This is a genomic window from Zobellia galactanivorans (assembly GCF_000973105.1).
Taxonomy (GTDB): domain Bacteria; phylum Bacteroidota; class Bacteroidia; order Flavobacteriales; family Flavobacteriaceae; genus Zobellia; species Zobellia galactanivorans.
Genome location: NC_015844.1, coordinates 1,529,760 through 1,550,002, shown reverse-complemented (window position 1 = coordinate 1,550,002; position 20,243 = coordinate 1,529,760). Strand labels below are relative to the sequence as shown.

21 protein-coding genes are annotated in these 20,243 nt (G+C 43.3%); 12 read left to right on the top strand and 9 right to left on the bottom strand.

From position 1 onward, the window contains the following. Window positions 1–6 precede the first annotated feature (6 nt). Entirely contained in the window at window positions 7–2,388 is a 2,382-nt protein-coding gene (locus tag ZOBGAL_RS06140; protein WP_046287797.1) for a hypothetical protein, read from the bottom strand. Window positions 2,389–2,614: 226 nt separating this feature from the next. Here ZOBGAL_RS06140 and ZOBGAL_RS06135 point away from each other — a divergent pair, with 226 nt between their 5' ends. The 10 genes from ZOBGAL_RS06135 (at window position 2,615) to ZOBGAL_RS06095 (ending at window position 9,712) form a co-directional block, all read left to right on the top strand. Then, window positions 2,615–3,301: a response regulator transcription factor gene (locus ZOBGAL_RS06135; protein WP_013992660.1), complete on the top strand. Its 687-nt coding sequence runs from the start codon at window positions 2,615–2,617 to the stop codon at window positions 3,299–3,301. A 137-nt stretch (window positions 3,302–3,438) separates the two neighbouring features. After that, a complete protein-coding gene (locus ZOBGAL_RS06130) occupies window positions 3,439–4,515 on the top strand; it encodes a sensor histidine kinase (RefSeq protein WP_013992659.1) in 1,077 nt (358 codons plus the stop codon). Between the two features lie 10 nt (window positions 4,516–4,525). Beyond that, entirely contained in the window at window positions 4,526–5,194 is a 669-nt protein-coding gene (gene trmB / locus ZOBGAL_RS06125) for a tRNA (guanosine(46)-N7)-methyltransferase TrmB (RefSeq protein WP_013992658.1), read from the top strand. A 2-nt stretch (window positions 5,195–5,196) separates the two neighbouring features. Next, window positions 5,197–5,826 (top strand): LysE family translocator, encoded by a 630-nt coding sequence (locus tag ZOBGAL_RS06120; RefSeq protein WP_013992657.1) that lies wholly within the window; start codon window positions 5,197–5,199, stop codon window positions 5,824–5,826. Beyond that, entirely contained in the window at window positions 5,826–6,170 is a 345-nt protein-coding gene (locus ZOBGAL_RS06115; protein WP_013992656.1) for an MGMT family protein, read from the top strand. The genes ZOBGAL_RS06120 and ZOBGAL_RS06115 overlap by 1 nt, the downstream gene beginning before the upstream one ends. A gap of 256 nt (window positions 6,171–6,426) precedes the next feature. Then, window positions 6,427–7,566 carry an Mrp/NBP35 family ATP-binding protein gene (locus tag ZOBGAL_RS06110; RefSeq protein WP_013992655.1) on the top strand — a complete coding sequence of 380 codons (1,140 nt, stop codon included), beginning with the start codon at window positions 6,427–6,429 and terminating at the stop codon, window positions 7,564–7,566. A 1-nt stretch (window position 7,567) separates the two neighbouring features. After that, window positions 7,568–7,807, top strand: coding sequence for a NifU family protein (locus ZOBGAL_RS06105; RefSeq protein WP_013992654.1), 240 nt, complete (start codon window positions 7,568–7,570; stop codon window positions 7,805–7,807). A gap of 71 nt (window positions 7,808–7,878) precedes the next feature. Beyond that, on the top strand, window positions 7,879–8,937 hold the full coding sequence (locus ZOBGAL_RS06100) for an NAD(P)/FAD-dependent oxidoreductase (protein ID WP_013992653.1): 1,059 nt from the start codon (window positions 7,879–7,881) through the stop codon (window positions 8,935–8,937). 49 nt (window positions 8,938–8,986) lie between these two features. Beyond that, window positions 8,987–9,331: a four helix bundle protein gene (locus ZOBGAL_RS24025; RefSeq protein WP_013992652.1), complete on the top strand. Its 345-nt coding sequence runs from the start codon at window positions 8,987–8,989 to the stop codon at window positions 9,329–9,331. A 51-nt stretch (window positions 9,332–9,382) separates the two neighbouring features. Further along, window positions 9,383–9,712, top strand: a complete 330-nt coding sequence (locus ZOBGAL_RS06095) for a 2Fe-2S iron-sulfur cluster-binding protein (RefSeq protein ID WP_013992651.1) — start codon at window positions 9,383–9,385, stop codon at window positions 9,710–9,712. Here ZOBGAL_RS06095 and ZOBGAL_RS06090 read toward each other — a convergent pair. After that, window positions 9,709–11,445, bottom strand: coding sequence for an ABC transporter ATP-binding protein (locus tag ZOBGAL_RS06090; protein WP_013992650.1), 1,737 nt, complete (start codon window positions 11,443–11,445; stop codon window positions 9,709–9,711). The two genes, ZOBGAL_RS06095 and ZOBGAL_RS06090, sit on opposite strands and share 4 nt — an antisense overlap. Window positions 11,446–11,572: 127 nt before the next feature. On the opposite strand from ZOBGAL_RS06090, the gene ZOBGAL_RS06085 reads away from it, so the two are divergent. Further along, entirely contained in the window at window positions 11,573–12,616 is a 1,044-nt protein-coding gene (locus ZOBGAL_RS06085) for a TPM domain-containing protein (protein WP_013992649.1), read from the top strand. A gap of 45 nt (window positions 12,617–12,661) precedes the next feature. Continuing rightward, the gene (locus ZOBGAL_RS06080; protein ID WP_013992648.1) at window positions 12,662–14,842 is read left to right on the top strand and encodes an acylase; all 2,181 of its coding nucleotides are present in this window, start codon (window positions 12,662–12,664) and stop codon (window positions 14,840–14,842) included. Window positions 14,843–14,844: 2 nt separating this feature from the next. Here ZOBGAL_RS06080 and ZOBGAL_RS06075 read toward each other — a convergent pair whose 3' ends face one another. The 7 genes from ZOBGAL_RS06075 to ZOBGAL_RS06045 all read right to left on the bottom strand — a co-directional run bounded on the left by ZOBGAL_RS06075 (window position 14,845) and on the right by ZOBGAL_RS06045 (window position 20,220). Next, on the bottom strand, window positions 14,845–15,498 hold the full coding sequence (locus tag ZOBGAL_RS06075; protein ID WP_013992647.1) for a hypothetical protein: 654 nt from the start codon (window positions 15,496–15,498) through the stop codon (window positions 14,845–14,847). Between the two features lie 61 nt (window positions 15,499–15,559). Continuing rightward, on the bottom strand, window positions 15,560–16,315 hold the full coding sequence (locus ZOBGAL_RS22625) for an SGNH/GDSL hydrolase family protein (RefSeq protein ID WP_013992646.1): 756 nt from the start codon (window positions 16,313–16,315) through the stop codon (window positions 15,560–15,562). Window positions 16,316–16,330: 15 nt separating this feature from the next. Further along, a complete protein-coding gene (locus tag ZOBGAL_RS06065; protein ID WP_013992645.1) occupies window positions 16,331–17,647 on the bottom strand; it encodes a gluconate:H+ symporter in 1,317 nt (438 codons plus the stop codon). 106 nt (window positions 17,648–17,753) lie between these two features. After that, window positions 17,754–18,155 carry an ACT domain-containing protein gene (locus tag ZOBGAL_RS06060; RefSeq protein WP_013992644.1) on the bottom strand — a complete coding sequence of 134 codons (402 nt, stop codon included), beginning with the start codon at window positions 18,153–18,155 and terminating at the stop codon, window positions 17,754–17,756. A gap of 224 nt (window positions 18,156–18,379) precedes the next feature. Continuing rightward, entirely contained in the window at window positions 18,380–18,583 is a 204-nt protein-coding gene (locus tag ZOBGAL_RS06055; protein WP_013992643.1) for a (4Fe-4S)-binding protein, read from the bottom strand. Between the two features lie 5 nt (window positions 18,584–18,588). Then, on the bottom strand, window positions 18,589–19,467 hold the full coding sequence (locus ZOBGAL_RS06050) for a pirin family protein (protein ID WP_046287372.1): 879 nt from the start codon (window positions 19,465–19,467) through the stop codon (window positions 18,589–18,591). A 117-nt stretch (window positions 19,468–19,584) separates the two neighbouring features. Then, window positions 19,585–20,220: a Crp/Fnr family transcriptional regulator gene (locus ZOBGAL_RS06045; protein WP_013992641.1), complete on the bottom strand. Its 636-nt coding sequence runs from the start codon at window positions 20,218–20,220 to the stop codon at window positions 19,585–19,587. Between the last annotated feature and the right edge of the window lie 23 nt (window positions 20,221–20,243).

Below are 20,243 nucleotides of genomic sequence, written 5' to 3'. Positions count from 1 at the left end.
TTGCAACTACTCTAATTCACCAGCAGACCATGCCCATGAAAAAGCAGATAGATCAGCACCAACACCTTCAGAAGCATCAGCTGCAGCTGCGATACCATCAGCGTTGTCAGTAAATTTAGTTTCGTCTCCTCCTGCAATATCATCACCAGCTAAAACATCAGCAACAGCAGTGCCTTCAGGAAGAACCATTTCCCAGTTAGAGAAAGTGATACGACCATCAGTAAGCTCTTTAGCAGTATCGGCATCAGCAATATTTACTGTAGAACCTGCAGAGAAACCATAGGCCAAAACATTGTTAAGGTTAACGAGTGTTCCGTCTCTTAGATCCGCATACTTGCTAGTACTTCCGTTTCCTATAAGTGTAATACCTGTCATGGTGAACGCCGTAGCTTCTGTAGCAGCACTACCTGCAGGACCATCAAGCTCAAGACCTGAACCAGATTCACCTTCCATTATAACTACACCGTTAGTAAGAGTTCCGGACCAAGCTTCATCAGTATCAAAACCGTCATCACTTTGTGCCCATACTACAGCATTTGTAACATTTACAGACCCACCGAACCACTCGATACCGTCATCATCGTTAGCAACTACTTCAATATTTTCTACAACCGTACCAGAACCAACACCACCTAGGGTTAATCCGTTGATTTCGTTATCCGGTGCAATTGTAACACCACCGTGACGTATAGATACATATTTAAGAACACCAGAGTTATCTGCTGCATCGGTACCACCGTACTGTCCGTAAGATTCATCAACAGGCAAACCTTCTACCTGTGCAGTTTGAAGGTCTCCGTTTACGGAGATTGGTGCTTTACCAAGAACGATAACACCACCCCAACGGCCTTTAGTGGCAGTGGTAAGTGTGCTTGCAGTTTCTCCTTGAACGATTCCATCTTCTACTGTAGTAAAAATAATCGGTTTATCAGAAGTACCTTCGGCCATAATCATTCCTCCTTGATCCACTACAAGTGCAGAGGCAAGAGTTTCTTCACCAAGCTCACCTTTAATAATAGTTCCTGGCTCAATTGTAAGAGTGACACCTTCGTCTACTACAACTTTACCGTCTAAGATATAAATGTTATCAGCTGTCCAAGTTTCGTCTGAAGTAAGAATACCTGATTTTGTAATTGTAGTTCCTTGAGGCGTAACAGCAATAGCTTGTTCACTAGCAGCTAAAGTCCATGCAAATGCATCTAAATCAGCACCTGTAGTTCCTGTTCCAACAGCCGTAGCGTTATCAGTAAATTTAGTTTCGTCTCCTTCTGCAATATCATCACCAGCTAAAACATCTGCAATAGTGCTTCCTTCTGGCAATACCATTTCCCAGTTAGAGAAAGTGATACGACCATCAGTAAGCTCTTTAGCAGTATCGGCATCAGCGATATTTACAGTAGAACCTTCAGAGAAACCATAGGCCAAAACATTGTTAAGGTTAACGAGTGTTCCGTCTCTTAGATCCGCATACTTGCTAGTACTTCCGTTTCCTATAAGTGTAATACCTGTCATTGTGAAAGCGGTACTTTCAGTAGCAGCACTACCTGCAGGACCGTCAAGCTCAAGACCTGAACCAGATTCACCTTCCATTATAACTACACCGTTAGTAAGAGTTCCGGACCAAGCTTCATCAGTATCAAAACCATCATCACTTTGTGCCCATACCAAAGCATTTGTAACGTTTACAGATCCACCGAACCACTCGATACCGTCATCATCGTTAGCTATTACCTCAATATTTTCTATAACCGTACCGGAACCAACACCACCTAGGGTTAATCCGTTGATTTCGTTATCCGGTGCAATTGTAACACCACCGTGACGTATAGATACATATTTAAGAACACCTGAATTATCAGCTGTATCAGTACCACCGTACTGTCCGTAAGATTCATCAACAGGCAAACCTTCTACCTGTGCAGTTTGAAGGTCTCCGTTTACAGAGATTGGTGCTTTACCCAAGATGATAACACCACCCCAACGGCCCTTAGTAGCTGTAGTAAGAGTTCCTGTAGTTTCACCTTGTTTAATGCCATCTTCAATAGAAGTAAATATAATAGGTTGGCTAGCAGTACCTTCTGCCATAATCTTCCCACCTTGATCCACTACAAGTGCAGAGGCAAGAGTTTCTTCACCAAGCTCACCTTTAATAATAGTTCCTGGCTCAATTGTAAGGGTAACACCTTCGTCAACCACCACTTTGCCATCCAATATATAGATATTTTCGGCTTCCCAGGTTTCGTCCTCCGTAATAATACCCGTTTTAGTTATTTCCTCACCCTCTGGATCAGGATTGGGATTAGGGGTTGGACCACCGTCGTCGCTACTACAAGAAGAAATAATGGCGAGTGACGCAAAGGCCAATAAAGAGAAAAGAGATTTTTTCATTTCGTTACTATTTAGTTTCATTATAAATGTTTGAGTGTTATTTAGTTCTACTCAATTATTAAACAAGGCAAATAACGCTACGTGAGGTAAAAGTCGAGTTATGTGCATGTTAAAACTTTATTGCGATAAGGTTAGCCTAACGTTACTATATTAAATCAACGTTAAGAGACCCCGGAATGTCGGTATTATATTTACTTTTGACGAAATAACCATCTTTACACACCTTATGAAAAAGAAAGACATTAAGATATTATTGGTAGACGACGAGCCGGACATTCTAGAAATTGTCGGGTACAATCTTACTACCGAAGGCTATCAAGTCTTTACGGCCAAGAATGGAGTTGAAGGCGTAGCCATGGCAAAGAAGAAGCAGCCCCATTTGATAATACTGGATGTGATGATGCCCGAGATGGACGGTATAGAGGCTTGTGAGACTATTAGAAACACGGCCGGACTGGAGAACTCTATCATAACTTTTCTTACGGCACGCGGCGAAGACTATTCGCAAGTGGCCGGTTTTGATGCCGGGGCCGATGATTATATTACCAAGCCCATTAGACCGAAAGTTCTGGTCAGTAAGGTGAAGGCCCTTTTAAGAAGGTTAAAGGAAGAAAGTGCCCCGCAGGATGATATTGTTAAGGTGGGCAATATTGTAATCAATAGGGAAGAATACAAAATAATGAACGATGGCCAAGAAATCGTTCTGCCTAGAAAAGAATTTGAACTTTTGGCCCTGTTGACTTCAAAACCCAATAAGGTTTTTAAAAGGGAAGTTATACTAGATAGGGTCTGGGGCAATGAAGTCGTGGTCGGTGGACGTACGATCGACGTGCATATTAGAAAGCTTCGTGAGAAAATCGGAGAGCATCATTTCAAGACCGTAAAAGGTGTAGGCTACAAGTTTGTGCTCTAATAAAATCTACATCGTTAAGTAATACGTCTTTTTTATAGTAATTTTGGGCCGTTCTCCCCTTGATTGGGTTTTGAATGCCGAAAAATGCCCTGAAATGACGTATAAAGGTTCCGTAGCGAATATTAAACACTTTTTTTATGCCTCCTAGATTAAGAAGGTCATACCGCTTTGCGCTACGGTCTTCTTTTATGATTACCGTAATCTTTGTTTTGCTGTTGGCGCTGTTTTTGCTCCTTTTCAATGCTTTTAATTGGGTAGTCATTATCGTTACCTCCTTTTTGTTGTTTCCTATTAGCTTTACCGTTTTACAGGTGCGGATAGAAAAGTTTATCTACCGCCGGATAAAGAAAATATACGATGATGTGGCTATGTTGGAAACGTCTTCGATTGTCTCTGGTCCCATTACTACCGACATGAAAACCCTTACCGAGGAAATCGGGAAATTTGCCAAAGACAAACGTATAGAGATCGATACCCTTAAAATTAGGGAAGAGTACCGAAAAGATTTTCTCGGCAACGTATCGCACGAGCTTAAAACACCGCTGTTTACCGTTCAAGGGTATATAGAAACCCTATTGGACGGGGCCATAGACGATAAAAATGTACGCCGAAAGTACCTTCAAAGGGCCAGTAAGGGGGTGGATCGACTTATCTATATCGTGAAAGACCTTGACCTTATTACCAAGTTGGAGGTAGGCGACCTTAATCTGAAGAGGGAGCCTTTTGATATTATTGAGCTCATTCAAAATGTCTTCGATCTTTTGGAAATGAAATCGGCCAAAAAGAAGATCATACTTACTTTTGATATGGAGTATGACGAGCCTATTATAGTATTCGCCGATAAGGAAAAAATACAGCAAGTAGTAACCAATTTTCTTGTAAACTCCATAAAATACGGACATACCAACGGTACTACCGAGGTAAGTGTGGAAAACCTGATCAAGAACAAGGTAATCGTTAGGGTAACCGATAACGGAGAAGGTATTCCGAAACAACACATACCCCGCCTTTTTGAACGTTTCTATAGGGTGGATAAAAGCGGTAGCCGCAGCGAAGGAGGTTCTGGTCTAGGCCTTGCTATTGTAAAGCATATCGTTGAGGCGCACGGGGAAAAGATATATGTGGAAAGTGAAATGGGTGTAGGTTCGGAATTTTCTTTTACTTTGGAAAAAGCAAAAGAGAAACAGCTGGCCAAAGCCTCACCAAAAATTTAATTTTATACCATTGGGAAGTAAAAACAAACTGAAACGCTTTAAGGAGAACGAGACTTTTCCAAATGTCATTCAACCAAGCAGGGAAGCCGTAAAACAAGGTTTCGGGTTAAGGGGCAAGTGGAACGATTTTTTTAAGAACGACAATCCTATTGTGTTGGAGCTGGGCTGTGGTAAGGGCGAATATACCGTAGGCTTGGCCAAGCAAGACCCCAATAAGAATTTTATAGGTATCGATATCAAGGGGGCAAGGTTGTGGCGTGGGGCCAAGACGGCACTCGAGGATGATCTCAAGAACGTAGCCTTCCTAAGAACACAAATCGAACTGGTAGACGAACTCTTTGCCAAGGATGAGGTTTCCGAAATCTGGATAACCTTTCCTGATCCCCAAATAAAGTACAAGCGTACAAAACATCGAATGACCAACGAAAGTTTCTTGGCCAAATACAGGAAAATATTACTTCCTGACGGCCTAATGCACCTAAAGACCGATAGTGAGTTTATGCACGGTTATACTTTGGGGCTTTTGCATGGTTTAGGACTGACAGTGAATTACGCCAACCATGACGTATACAAAAATGAAGGAAGCCCAAAAGAGGTTTTGGAACTTCAAACTTTCTACGAAAAACAGTATCTTGAAAAAGGGAAACCCATAACCTATATCCAATTTAAGATCCACTAGGCATGTTGCATCTTTTGCTACTTTTTTTTGCTACTTTTTCGGCGGCCTTTATAGCGACGGTACCACCGGGGCTGTTGAATATGAATGCGGCAAAGGTGAGTGTGGAAAAAGGCAAGCTGAACGGAATTATTTTTGGCTTAGGGGTGGCTACCGTAGTCATTCTTCAGGCTACCGTTGCGGTCTATATTTCAAGGTTTTTACATAAAAATCCCGAAGTAATAGACGTGCTCTTGAGAATTGCCCTTGGGGTCTTCGGTTTTTTTATGGTGTATTTTTTTATCGCAGGGCGCAAAAACAAAAAGAAGGCCCCGAAAATTGTCAAGGTCAGCAAGAAGAACAGTTTTTTTAAGGGAATGTTGTTGGCCGCATTGAATCTGTTGACCATACCCTATTATAGCGGACTCAATATCATGTGGAACGCCTCCGGCTGGATCAAATTTCAGGCTTGGGATATCCTTGTATTTATTTTGGCGGCAGGTAGCGGAACCTTTACGGTACTTTATATGTACGCGGTGTACTTCAATAAACTTGAGCATAAATCGAACCGATTTTCAAAGAATAGTAACTATATTATCAGCGCGCTCATGTTGGTCTTATTGATTATAACTATTTTAAGAATCGTGTTTCGGTAATGAATTCTGACAATAAAAATTTCTTTCAGAAAGTATACGAAGTGGCCCGGCTTATACCCGAGGGGCGCGTGACTTCCTACGGGGCCATTGCCAAATATCTAGGGGCCGCCCGTAGTGCACGAATGGTCGGTTGGGCCATGAACGGAGCCGGTAGTATGCCGGAAATACCCGCTCACAGGGTAGTCAATAAAATCGGGTTGCTTACAGGAAAACACCATTTTGACGGTACCAACCTTATGCAACAATTGCTCGAAAATGAAGGGATAACCGTAGTCGACAACCAAATTATCGACTTTGAAAAGCACTTTTGGGATCCCTTTAAGGAGTTGGGTGGCCCGGCTTAAACTTAGTTGAAGGTGGGTGCCTTTTCCTCCATAACTTTATTAAATATCCTAGTTTTTCAAAAATTAGGACAAATTGAAAAAAGCGGATTCTTTTCCATCCCAATCCTGCCAATACCCTAAGTTAAAAAATCGCCTCTCCCCCTAAATAAACAAACCTTAATCAGGAATACCTATCGGCCTATATTACATTTCAATACAAACACTTTAGTTTCTTGCCCTTATGACCTATCTTTGTTCTTTAGAATGAGTTTATATAATGAAGATTGATAAAAAGGAAGTTTTAAAGGCACTAGAGAACATTACCGTACCCGGTGAGGGGCAAAATATGGTAGAAAGCGGTGCGGTTAAGAATATTCAAATTTTTGGTGATGAGGTCGAGGTAGATATTACCATTGGTAATCCTAGCCTGCAGGCACGTAAAAAGACCGAAGTGGAAATCTTGAAGGTCATACACCAGAAGGTGTACGAAAAGGCCAAGATCAAGGTAAACATAAAGGTAGATGCCCCGGCAAAGCCAAAAACGAACGAAATAAAGGGGAAGCCCATACCCGGTATACAGAACATTATTGCAGTCGCCTCGGGTAAAGGAGGGGTAGGTAAATCTACCGTCACGGCCAATTTAGCGGTGACCTTGGCAAAAATGGGCTTTAAGGTAGGGGTTTTAGATGCCGATATTTATGGGCCTTCGATGCCTATTATGTTCGACGTGGCCCTTGAGAAACCCTTGGCGGTCAATGTTGATGGTAAATCAAAAATGAAACCGGTAGAGAGCTACGGCGTAAAGCTGTTGTCTATTGGATTTTTTACCCAGCCCGACCAAGCGGTCATCTGGCGTGGTCCTATGGCGGCTAAAGCCTTGAATCAAATGATATTCGATGCACATTGGGGCGATCTTGACTTTATGCTGATCGACCTTCCGCCCGGAACCGGGGATATCCACTTGAGCATCATGCAGGCCATGCCCGTAACCGGTGCCGTAGTGGTGAGTACGCCGCAGAACGTGGCCCTGGCCGATGCCAGAAAAGGTGTGGCCATGTTTCAACAAGATTCTATAAACGTTCCCGTATTGGGAATTGTAGAGAATATGGCTTATTTTACACCTGAGGAGCTTCCCGATAATAAGTACTATATTTTTGGTAAGGAAGGGGCAAAAAATCTGTCTGAAGATTTAGGCGTGCCTTTCTTAGGGGAAATACCCTTGGTACAGAGTATACGCGAAGCAGGTGATATAGGAAGACCGGCGGCTATGCAAACGGCCACGGCCGTAGAGGAAGCCTTTGAAGAGTTGACCAAGAACGTGGTTCAAGAGGTTGTGGGCAGAAATAAGAGCCTGCCTCCAACGGAAGCAATTAAGATAACAACAATGGCGGGCTGTTCCGCTGTTAAGAAAAAGTAATATGACATCGGAAGAACTAAGGCAGAATGTAGAAAAAGCGCTTGAAGAAATTCGCCCTTTTTTACAAAGTGACGGCGGAGATATATCGTTAATCTCTATAGATAACGAAAATTCCGTAAAAGTAAAGCTCGAAGGGGCGTGTGTAGGGTGTAGTGTCAATCAAATGACTTTGAAGAGCGGTGTTGAAATGACCATTAAAAAATATGCCCCGCAAATCGAAGAGGTGATAAATGTCGCCTAAGAGGCTGATCTTTGTCATATTCTTACCCGTCTTTTAATCTTAATTTCGTCCGAACTTTAATGTAAAACTCAATGATCAAAACAGACATATTGATTATTGGAGCTGGCCCAACTGGGCTTTTTGCCGTTTTTGAGGCAGGCCTGTTACAGCTCAAATGTCATTTAATCGATGCGCTACCTCAAGCAGGTGGACAATGTTCCGAGATTTATCCAAAAAAACCGATTTACGATATACCTGGTTTTCCAGAAGTATTGGCTGGCGATCTGGTCAACAACCTAATGGAGCAGATCAAGCCCTTTGAGCCTGGTTTTACCTTGGGAGAAAGGGCACAGACCATCGAAAAATTGGAAGATGGTACCTTTATCGTAACAACGAACAAAGGAACTAAACACCATGCCCCCATTGTGGCTATTGCAGGTGGACTCGGTAGTTTTGAACCCCGAAAACCATTACTTGAAAACCTGAAAAAATACGAAGATAACGGTGTGGCCTATATCATAAAAGATCCCGAGGTATACCGCGATAAAAGGGTGGTTATTGCAGGAGGAGGCGATTCCGCACTTGACTGGAGTATCTTTTTGGCCGATGTGGCCTCAGAAGTTACGCTTGTACATCGTAGAAACGAGTTTAGGGGAGCACTTGATTCGGTGGAAAAAGTACAGCAGCTTAAGAATGAAGGTAAAGTCAACCTGATTACGCCCGCGGAGATAACGGGTCTTATAGGGGAAGATAAACTGGAAGCCGTTACTATTAGAAAAACAACAGATCCGAGTGAGGATGTTACCTTGGAAGTTGATAATTTTGTACCCTTGTTCGGACTTTCTCCCAAATTGGGACCGATTGCCGATTGGGGTCTTGAAATCGAGCGGAATGCCATAAAGGTAGATACCTTCGATTATCAGACTAACGTACCGGGAATTTATGCCATTGGCGATGTAAACACGTACCCCGGGAAGTTGAAACTGATTCTTTGTGGCTTTCATGAAGCGACCCTCATGTGTCAAAGTGCTTATCAGCGTATTTATCCTGATAAGAAGTACGTAATGAAATATACGACCGTTGGCGGGGTAACCGGTTTTGACGGTAGTAAGAAGGAAGCGCCAAAGGCGGTTGTTAAAAGTATAAATTAAGGACTTAGGTGTTAGGTGTTAGGAAAATATAACTAGCGTAACTGAAATAATGGCTGTTAAAAAATTTGAGGATTTATTGGTGTGGCAAAAAGCACAAGATTTTGCTGTAGCGATTTATCAAAATTTTTCCGATTCTAGAGATTACTCCTTTAAAGACCAAATCCTAAGAGCTTCCATATCTATTTCCAATAATATAGCTGAAGGTCTTGACCGAAGTACGAACCCTGATTTCATTAGTTTTTTATATTTTGCAACAAGCTCAAATAGTGAGGTAAGGTCAATGCTATATTTATCAAAAAGACTGAATTTTTTTTGGACTCTGAAGAGACATCCAAATTTATTGAACAATCAAACGAAATTTCTAAAATGCTTTTCGGGCTCATACAATCAATGACCCGAAGCAAATCAACTAACTCCTAACTACTTACTACTAATTCCCTTATCAATGAGTGATATAAAAATAAAAATTACCGACCGAGATGGTGTTACCCATGAGGTCGACGCCCCAACCGATATGAACATGAACCTTATGGAGGTGGTTCGCTCGTACGAATTGGCCCCAGAGGGAACCATTGGTATCTGTGGCGGTATGGCCATGTGTGCTTCTTGTCAATGCTACGTACAGTCTGACCATCAGCTTCCTGAGAAATCGGATGACGAAGATGCTATGTTGGCCGAAGCTTTCAATGTGGAAGACAACAGTCGTTTGGGCTGTCAGATCCATATGACTCCTGATTTGGATGGCTTGGTAGTGGAATTGGCTCCTGAGAGTTAAATCCTTGCCTGATACGTAAATAGGTTAAAGTACCTGCCTTCTTTGGCAATCAGCTCGTCGTGAGTGCCTTCTTCGGCAATTCTACCGTTTTCTATAACCAAAATCTGGTTGGCCTTGCGAATCGTGCTCAGCCTATGGGCGATCACAAAGGTGGTTCGGCCTTCGGTCAAGGTGGCCAAACTTTTTTGGATTAAGGCTTCACTTTCGGTGTCTAAATTAGAGGTAGCTTCATCTAGTATCAAGATTTTAGGGTCGGCCAAAACGGCTCGGGCTATGGCAATACGTTGGCGTTGCCCGCCCGAAAGTTTAACGCCCCGCTCCCCGATCAAAGTGTCGAGTCCGTCTTCGAACCTATCGGTAAACTCGTTGACATAAGCAGCCTCCACCGCTTGTTGTAATTGCTCTTCCGTAGCATTGGGACGTGGGAAAAGAATATTCTCGCGTATGGTGCCCTCAAAAAGAAAATCGTCTTGTAAGACTACGCCGAGATGCTGTCTAAAACTGTTTAGGTTCACTTGCGCCAGGTCTTTTCCGTCAATGGTGATTTTACCCGATTGGGGATTAAGGAAAGTAGCGGCCAAGCCTGCTATGGTAGATTTTCCAGAGCCTGAGCTTCCTACCAAGGCGACCACGTTACCTGGTTTTACCTCAAAACTGATGTTGTGCAAGACTTCCTTGTCTTCTTCATAGGCAAAGGAAACATCATCGAAAACAATATTTCCCTGAATTTCATCGAGAACAATGGTGCGGTTTTCTTCATCGGATTCCGGTACCATGTTCATAAGCTCTTCGGTACGGTCTAAACCGGCCAAGGCCTCGGTAAGTTGGCTGCCGATGTTGCTCATTTGGACTATAGGGGCCACCATCAGACCCAATAAAAAGGTAAAGGTCAAGAATTCGCCTATGGTCAGCTCGTCCATCATGATCTTATAGCCGCCAATACCCATTATACCTGTTGTGGCAATACCTAAAAGAAAGGTGGAAGAACTGGTCATAAAGGCCGTGGCGGTCAAACTCTTTTTTACGTTCTGAAAAAGTCGGTCGACCCCCTTTTCGAAAATTTTGTTTTCTTGTTCTTCGGCGTTGAAACCTTTAATTACACGTACACCGCCCAAAGTTTCGGTGAGTCTGCCAGTTACCTCGGCATTTATCTTTCCGCGATTTCTAAAAATAGGACGAATGATCTTAAAGGCCTTTAGGGCAATCAGCGCGAAAATGGCCAAGGGTACCAAGGTAAAGATGGTCATGGTCCAACTGATGCGTAAAAGTAATATAAGTGATACTACGGCCGTGATGCTACCCCCTACGAGTTGCACCAGACCTGTGCCGATCAAGTTTCGAACACCCTCGACATCGCTCATGATACGTGATACCAAGGCACCTGATTTGGCGTTGTCGAAAAAACTAATAGGAAGGGAGAGTACTTTTTTCTGCACCTGCGCCCTGAGTTCTGAAATCAAGAATTGGGCCTGTACACTTAATATCTTGGTCAATAAGAAAGAGGTGACCGCCTGCACCAGTATAGCCAATGCTACCGCCCCAACCAGTAATTTTAAGAAGTCAAGGTCTTTGTTGGGTATAATGTCGTCCATTAAATATTTTAAGGACATAGGGGCTACAAAACTTGCGGCCTTACTGATGACAATAAGCACCAGGCCAATAAATACGAGGTTTCGTCTTGGCCAGATTATGGTCTTGAACGCGGTAAGGATGCTAACTTTTTTTTCTGACATAAAGTGCTGGTTAATATAGGTGCAAGTTACTTTAAATCTAAAGAATCAAAGGCTTTCCCCTTGTCGTTTTAAAATTGATCCATATTCTGATAAAGGGTTTATATTTGAAGTAGGTATTATACAAAGCATGCGCAAAAAAGCCTTTACACTTGTTTTTTTACTGGGTTATCTATTTGCTGCCGCACAACAACAATATTACGAACTACGTGATTTTGTTACCGATAGCGCACAAATATTTACCGCTGCCCAAGTTTTCGACCTGAACCAAAAGCTTGTTGATTTTGAAAGGGAAACTACCAATCAATTGGTGGTCGTTACCATCGATAAACTCGATTTTGAAACGATAGAAACCTATGCGAATGGCCTTTTTAACCAAAATGGCATAGGCCAAAGCGGGAAGGATAACGGACTTCTGGTTTTGTTCTCAAAATTCGATAGGGAAGTGCGTATAGAGGTGGGCTATGGTTTGGAGCCCTATATAACCGATGCCGTGGCTTCGCGAATAATACGGAATACAATGATTCCCAATTTTAAAGACGAACGTTACTACGAGGGAATCGATGCTGCGGTAAATCAAATGATCAACTTTTTGAACGATCCCGAGGCCTTGGCCGAATTTAAAAGCGATATTGCGGCAAGTGAACGTAAGGCCAAAACCTTCGAAAACATCTTTTTGGGGGTATTCGCGCTCCTTTTTGTAGGGGTCGGGGGCTTTTCCTTCTTTAGGGGATATCGGACGTTAATTGAGGTGTTTAGAGGTGTTTTTACGGGAAAGTTGGGGGTTTTGCCTGGTTTCGTTATGCTGATTTCGGCTTCGTTCTTTTCGTTGTTGGGACTGGTATTTATTCTTGCCCCGCTCGGAGTAGTCTATAATATCTATACCTCCGAGAGCTATATAGGGTACAACATAGCGAGGCTTATAGACGACCCGTACCTAGGGTTATGGGGATTGCTGCCTTTTTGGGGTATAGCCATATGCATTGCCTTAATCAAACTAAAATTGGGAGGTAAGGAAGATCTAAAACTATCATGGATAAAAAGTGACAAAGCCTATGTGGGAAGAACATTTTCTTCCTCGGGTACACATTCGTTTAGTTCGGGCGGAAGTTCCGGTTCGTTCTCGGGCGGGGGCGGAGGCTCCGGAGGCGGTGGGGCTAGTGGAAGCTGGTAAAATTAATTGAAAAAGGTTAACTTCAGACTTCATAAAACCATTTCAATGAACCGCATTCCGTATTTTTTTGCTTTTTTACTGATTCTTGCCTGTAAGCCCGAAACCACTGGTACTTCGGAAGAGGAACAATGGAAGGCCAGGGCCGAAAATGTCGAAATTATCAGGGACGACTTTGGGGTGCCCCATATTTACGGCAAAACGGATGCCGACGCCGTTTTTGGACTATTGTATGCCCAATGCGAAGACGATTTTAACCGGGTGGAACAAAATTATATATGGGCCACGGGTAGATTGGCCGAGGTAGAAGGGGAGGAAGCCATTTATAGTGATCTAAGGGCCAAATTGTTTATGACGGAGGAAGAGGCGAAGGCGAATTATAAAAAAAGTCCCAAATGGTTACAAGAGCTTTGTGATGCCTTTGCGGATGGCATAAATTATTATTTGTACACCCATCCAGAGGTAAAACCCAAATTACTGGATCGCTTTGAGCCTTGGATGCCCATGTACTTTAGCGAAGGAAGTATTGGTGGGGACATTGAAAGAATAGCTGCCAAAAAAATAAAGGCTTTTTACGACAGTGGGATGGAGCTGCCGGAAATGGAGCTTTTGGAAATGAAGAAAAAAAAGGAAATGGAAGAACCCCAAGGTTCTAATGGTATTGCCCTTTCCGGAAAATTAACGCAATCGGGCAATACCATGTTGCTGATCAACCCACATACTTCCTTCTATTTCAGGGGCGAGGTGCATGTGGTAAGCGAAGAGGGATTAAATGCCTATGGTGCGGTTACCTGGGGGCAGTTTTTTGTGTATCAAGGATTCAATGAAAAGACCGGCTGGATGCATACTTCTACCTATACCGATGTGATGGACGAGTTTAAGGAAACCATTGTAAAAAAAGAGGATAAGCTGTTATATCAATACGGGGAAGAACTGCGCGAAGTAGAATCATACGAAATTGTTTTAAAGTATAAGGATGGTGATTCGTTAAAGGAAAAATCCTTCCCGGCTTACCGTACCCACCACGGCCCCATCACCCATTTGGTAGATGGTCAATGGACGGCCTCGGCCATGATGTGGGAACCGGTCAAGGCCTTGGAGCAATCCTATATCAGGACCAAGCAAGAGGGGTATAAAGGCTTTAGGGATATGATGGATATCCGAACCAACTCCTCCAACAATACAGTTTATGCCGATGCAGAGGGCAATATTGCTTACTTCCATGGTAATTTTGTTCCTAAACGTGATGTGCAGTTTAACTATTCTGAGCCCGTAGATGGCAGCGACCCTAGAACCGATTGGCAAGGGTTGCACACGGTAGACGAGAATATTTCGGTGTTAAATCCGGTAAACGGTTGGATCCAAAACTGTAATTCCACCCCGTTTACCTCGGCAGCGGAGTTTAGCCCTAAAAAAGAGGACTACCCATATTACATGTCCCGTGATCAAGAGAATTTTAGGGGGGTGCATGCCATAGCATTATTGACCGATAGAAAAGGCTACACTTTGGATAGTTTGATCCAATTGGCACACGACCCCTATTTGCCCGCTTTTAAAGCCTTGATTCCCGGACTGGTAAAAGCATACGACGCCCATCCAAAACCAAATTTGAAAGAAGCCATTGAAGTGTTACGGGGATGGGATTATAGAACATCGAAAACCTCCGAAGCTATGACCTTGGCCCATTTTTATGGCACTATTAGTTACCAAAAGGCAAAGAGGCCGAAAGGACTTAATAGTATGGAGTTGATAGAGTTTTGGGGAAGCGATTCGCCCGATACCGAAAAGCTGGGTTTGTTCGAAGAAGTAGTGGGCAATTTAGAAACCGATTTCGGTTCATGGAAAATTCCATGGGGGGAAATCAATAGGTATCAAAGATTGAACGGCGATATAAAACAAGCCTTCAACGATAGTTTGCCCAGTGTGGGAGTTGGCTTTGCTTCCGGTACTTGGGGGGCTTTGGCGGCCTTTGGTGCTAGATATACGGCGCCGGGCGCCAAAAAGATATACGGCACAAGGGGCAATAGCTTTGTGGCGGCCGTTGAGTTTGGCGATAAGGTAAAGGCAAAAACTATTTTGGCAGGTGGACAAAGTGGAAATCCAAAATCGCCCCATTTTGACGACCAGACCGAAAAATACATCAATATCGATTGGAAGGATGCGGCCTATTATCGCGAAGATGTATTAAAACACTCGGTAAAAATCTATACCCCGGGTGCCGGCGAATAGCGTTACTCCTTGGTAATGATCAAGGTAGCCTTTGATCCCTCCGATAGCAACCATTTATTGGCATAGATAAGTTCGCCCTTGTCATCATAGACATTGATCTGAGCGGTGTTCGGGGGAGAGGAGCCAACGTTAAGGGCTTCAAAATCGATACGATTGAATCCTTTTTTTAAATCGACGTTTACGCCTTTAAAAGAGCTGGTTAAAAGAATGTTGGGATCTACGACATCGCCGTTGACATATATTTTTACACGGTCGCCGTCTACAAATTCATGGTCGCGGCATACGATACCGACAAACTTTCCATTGTTCTTGACATCGCCCAAATACATATCGGCAAAGTGTTGTTTAGAACCTTCCTTGGGTTGTCTTGGCCCTACTTTTGGGTCGATTTTCATACCGGCACCGGCCTGTACCAGTTCGCGGTCATCGATCATTTTGACGGGATTGCGCTTCGCAAAATCAAAATCCACTTGGGGTTGGTCGTCTACAACGGATGGAATTTTTAAGGAAGTACCTTGATTGGGTTTTGCGTTATCATCGATTTTGTTGGCCGTATCGATTTTTAAATCTTTCTTTTGGGGAATATCGGTTTGGGCCATTCCCGAAACGGAAAACAGCATTACAGTGAATAACAGTGCCGAATAGTTTTTGATCATCGAATAAAAAAAATCCAAGATAAAGATAACAAATACCTTGCCATGGGGGCTTAAGGCAATGTTAAAACGCTAGTTTCGAGAAAATCGTATCGGCAATCAGGCGTTGTCCGGCTTTATTCGGGTGAATAGGGTCTTTGTCGTAACATGGGTCTTGGCCGTAAAGTACATCGCGGATGTTTATGCGTGCATTGGCATAGGGGTGTTGCATTTCGAGTATGATACGGGTAAACTCTTTTAAGACTTCTTCGTCATATTTTGGATAGGGATTCTTGTAACCGAAGGATGTGGCTTCAGGGTCTTTTCTAGGGGCTATGGCGAGGGCCAAGGGAGGAGGGGTGATCAATATGGTCTTGATATCTCGTTGCCGCATCTTTTCAAGAAAGGAATATACCCCTATTTTAAAGCTGTTGAAGAGGGTTTCCGAAGGTTTGCCGTATATACCGTCGTTCATGCCGTAACAGAAGAGGGCAACGTCTATGTCGTTATTGTCAAGGGCTTGGTCGAGCCGTTCAAAAAGATAAGGTCTTGGTCCAGGATGGTCTTTTTCCGTAAGGCCGGTTACGGTTTCACTGTTTTTTCCGAGGTTTATAAATTTCAGGTTTAGTTCGGGCCTTTCCTCATTGAATTTTTCCTGAAGCATTTCTACATACCCGTTACCTTGGGCAAAGGTAATGCTATCGCCAAAGCATCCTACGACCTGGTTTTTTTCGAATTTGAACCGATTGCGGTTGAAACAGCCAAAAAGCGTGGTTCCGGCCAGGGCCAATACCGATCTATTAATGAATTTTCTTCTGTTCATGTTACTGAAATCTGCCATTGAGGTCTGATCGTTTTAAATAAAAATGTCCAATACAAGCACTCCTATTAGTCCCATTACACCTACCGTTGTTTCCATAACGGTCCATGTTTTTAAAGTATCTTTCACCGATAGGTTGAAATATTCCTTGTAAAGCCAAAAACCGCTATCGTTCACATGCGAGAGCATTAGACTGCCCGATCCGATAGCGAGTACCATCAGCTCCGGACTCACGTTTGTATTGGCGATCAATGGTAAAACAATGCCGGCGGCAGTTAAGCCCGCTACGGTTGCCGAGCCTACACAGACCCTAATAACGGTAGTGATCAACCATGCCAAGACCAGTGGTGAAATAGTGGAGCCCTTGAGCATTTCGCCAATATACTCACTAACGCCACTGTCTATGAGTACTTGCTTTAAGGCACCGGCACCTGCTATGATCAAAAGTACCATGGTTATGCCAGAAACGGCACTTGACACCGAATCCATCACATCTTTCATTTTTTTACCACGAGCCAGTCCTAATGTATATATGGCCACCAAGACCGAAATGAGCATGGCGATTACGGGATTCCCCAAAACATCGGTCGCTTTTCTAAATATATTTTCCTCAGGAAGTAATAGGGCTATTACCGAAGCAAATCCAATAAGGATAACGGGAAGCAATGCCGTCAACATACTGGTTGAAGTACTGGGCATTTCCTCATCGGTCAAAATTCTCGGGTTTAAGAACTCCTTTAGCGGGGTGGCCTCCACATTTTTGATAAAGCGCGATAAAATAGGGCCTGCAACAACAATGGCGGGTATGGCCACAAGAATACCGTAGAGTAGTGTTTTGCCTATATCGGCTTTAAAAATGACCGCAATGCCCGTAGGGGCGGGATGGGGAGGAAGGTAGCCGTGGGTAACCGAAAGTGAGGCCAACATGGGAAGACCTACATATATCAAGGGTAAGCCTGTGGCCGCGGCAACCGTAAAAACCAATGGGATCAATATAACAAAACCCACCGTATAGAACATGGGGATGCCCACGATAAAACCAGTGAGCACTACGGCCCATTGAATGTGTTTTTTTCCGAATTTCTCTACTAATTGGGTGGTTATACGCTGTGCGGCACCGCTATCGGCCACTAATTTTCCCAACATGGCGCCAAGGCCCAAGATGAGGATAAGGTAGCCTAAGGTATTGCCTATGCCCGTTTGTATAGATTGGCTTACCGTTTCAAAATCTAAGCCCTGGGCAACCCCGACCAAAAGGGATACGATGATAAAGGAAATAAAAGCGTTGAGTTTGAAATGGGCGATAAGGATAAACAGAATAAGAATTCCGGCGGTAACAATAACAATTGGCATGGGTTAGATAGGTATTAAGGCTTCTAAGATACTAAAATAGATGATGACAAGTAAAGATGGTGGGCATTACCCCAAAAGGCGATACTAAACTTTATTGGTGTCAATTTTACGAATAGCTCTTAGACAAGCGTTCTAACACCTCAATAGCATTTGCGCCATCCTTAATATCTACAAAAATATGGTCATGGTAATAGGCGGCTATGACGTTACAGCTAATATTGTGTTTGGCCAGTTCCGAAGAAAATAGGGCGGTAAGTCCGACCCCTTCTAGCGATGAATGTATCGATAGGGTAATCCAAGATGCAATATAATCATAGGTGAGTCCTAGTTCGTCGGCTTTTGGTTTTGTAATTACTAGGGTAGTACCTTCGTGTTCCTTGAATTCGCAGAGGATATCTTTACGGGCGATATGGTCGGCGTTTTTGAGGGTTACAAATACAAATTCCCCAGGGTTCAACTTGGGGGTCATTCCCTTTACCATTTCCGCAAGGTTTTTTTCTCCAGCCATAGTGTTCTGTTTTTATTTGGATATAAGGTTTTTCAAGATATGTCCTTCTTTGTGAAGTACTGCTGTTCTATGGGATTTTTTTCGCTCATATCTCTATTTTTGAAAAGAGGTTTTGCTTTACTTTTTTTGATCCTTTTAAAAGGCATTGTCTGTCAAACGTATAAAATTAGTATTTCCGGGGCACAAAAAAACGGCAACTATTTAGGGATGCCGTTTTATAGGGTTTATTTTATGCTTAAAGCGCCCGAAGGGCATTGGGCCACTTGGTCGCGCAGTGCTGCGGTGCTGGCGTTAGCTATATTGACCCAGGGTTTCCTTTTTGGGTCGTACACTTGTGGTAGCATTTTTACGCAGATGCCCGCATGTATGAATTTTTCCGGTTTCCAGAGAATGGTAATCTCATTATTGCCGTATTCTTTTGTTTTCATGTTTTTTAGTTTTCCAGATATCCGAATTTTCCATTGTTAAAATCGTGAAAGGCTTGCATAAGCTCTTCCTTGGTATTCATTACAAAAGGGCCATGGGCCGCTATAGGCTCGTTCATAGGTTCTCCGCTCAATACCAATACCACGGCGTTTTCTGTAGCTTCGATAGTGAAGTTTTCACCCTTGTTTTCCATTAACACCAAGTGGTCGGTAGGGGCTTCTTCTTTCCCGTTTACCACAATGCTGCCTTCAATAACCAGTAGTACGGTGTTGTAATTTTCCGGGAAGGAAAAATCGGCCTTGCCCCCTTTTTTCAACCTAGCGTTGAGCATGTTGATCGGTGTAAAGGTAGAGGCCGTGCCTACGGTATCCTTGTATTTTCCGGTAATTACCTCAATTTCCCCTGTTTGATCGGGTAAAGGGTAGCGGTTGATATCTTCCTTTTTAATGGCTTGATATTTTGGCGCGCTCATTTTGTCTTTTTTGGGCAGGTTTACCCAAAGTTGTACCATTTGGAATTCGCCTCCTTTTTTGGCCCATTCTTCTTCGTGGTACTCTTTGTGGAGTACGCCGCTTGCCGCGGTCATCCATTGTACATCACCTTCGCCTATGACACCTCCACCACCACTACTGTCATGGTGGGCTACTTTGCCCTTGTAAGCTATGGTTACGGTTTCAAATCCTCTGTGTGGGTGTACATCTACCCCTCGAGGCGAGTCGGTAGGCGAAAAATAAAACTTAGAGTTGTAATCCATCATAATAAACGGATCCATGCGCTCCATATCTAACCGAAAGCCGCTCGGAATGAAATTATGTACCCTAAATCCGTCACCTACAAAATGTGGGGCTTTTGGGCTGGCCACTAATTCTACTGCTCTTGTTTTCATATCTTTTAGATTTAATACCACAAATTTATCATCAGTGACCAAGCTGTGCATTGATGTATGGTAAGAACCTATTTTACTCGATAATCGAGATTAAATGCTCTGAGGCTTGCCTCGAAATCAAGGTGTATTTTTTTTAATGCCTCGCGAGCTTGCCCCGAGGTAGTTTACTTGGTTTTTGCGGGCCAGTTCTCGGCGTACCCTGCTCAGGCTTTCGGGCGTGATACCCAAATACGAGGCAACCATCGTTTGGGGCACGCGTATGAGAATGTCGGGATATGTCTTTATAAATTGGAGGTAGCGTTCTTTGGCAGAATCGCTCAATAGGGTGTTTACCCTTCTCTGCAAATGTCGAATATGATTGTGTAGCAGCCTATTGTTGAAATTGGTAAAAGAGGGCACTTTTTCAGAGAGACCTTGAATGAAATTTTCATCGATCAGAACGATTTGACTGTCTTCCAAGGCCTGAATGTAATAGGCGGAAGGAGCATTGAAATAACTGCTTTCACGATCGGTAACGAACCAACTTTCGGGCGCAAAGGCCAATATATGTTCTTTGCCTTTTTCGTCTATGGAATATTGTCTTAGTAATCCTTTTTCAACGAAGAAGGTATGGCTGCAACGTTCGTTTTTCCGCAATAGGAAGGTGTCTTTTTTGACTTTTTTGGTCGTACAATGGGATAGTAGGGTCAGAATATCTTGTTCATCAACATTCAGATGGCTCGTTAAAAACGATTTCAGGCTCGTGCTGTTCATACGCTTCTTTAGTTCTAATACTA